The organism is Caldisphaera sp., assembly GCF_049974385.1.
Lineage (GTDB): Archaea > Thermoproteota > Thermoprotei_A > Sulfolobales > Acidilobaceae > Caldisphaera.
In genome coordinates this window covers 1-529 of record NZ_JBMFIW010000055.1, presented here as the reverse complement: position 1 = coordinate 529, position 529 = coordinate 1, and the positions used below count along the sequence as shown (strand labels likewise).

Below are 529 nucleotides of genomic sequence, written 5' to 3'. Positions count from 1 at the left end.
TACGTTCCCGGGCCTTGCACACACCGCCCGTCACGCCACGGAAGCTGGTGTTTTCGGAAGTCCTCAAGCTAACCCGCAAGGGAGGCAGAGGCCGATGAAAACATCGGTAACTGGGGCGAAGTCGTAACAAGGTAGCCGTAGGGGAACCTGCGGCTGGATCACCTCCTTTTTTAACGGATAACGCTTGCTACGCTATCCTCTCATTGAGCTATTAACCCTTAGGGCCTCTAGCTCAGTTTGGTTAGAGCGTACCCCTGATAAGGGTAAGGTCACTGGTTCAAATCCAGTGAGGCCCATTATCAGGGATGCGTATTAAGGGGATGTAGCTCAGCGGGAGAGCGCCTGCTTTGCAAGCAGGATGTCGTGGGTTCAAATCCCACCATCTCCATGTGTAAAACGTGGAGAAGCTCATACTTTATAAGTTGAATAGGTTTGAGAGAAGAAGTAATTAAAGTGGGTATGCAAGTTAGTAAGGGTCCTTGGTGGATGCCTTGGCAGCTAGAGTGGATGAAGGACGTGGTAAGCTGCG

2 tRNA genes and 1 rRNA gene (1 of these 3 cut by a window edge) are annotated in these 529 nt (G+C 51.2%); all 3 read left to right on the top strand.

The features are described 5' to 3' along the window. A 16S ribosomal RNA gene (locus tag ACP5GV_RS08085) occupies positions 1-167 on the top strand; its annotated part reaches 294 nt to the left of the window's first position; the annotation flags it as partial. 54 nt (positions 168-221) lie between these two features. Continuing rightward, positions 222-296 (top strand) — tRNA-Ile (locus ACP5GV_RS08080). A 20-nt stretch (positions 297-316) separates the two neighbouring features. Next, positions 317-388 (top strand) — tRNA-Ala (locus ACP5GV_RS08075). Positions 389-529: the final 141 nt, after the last annotated feature.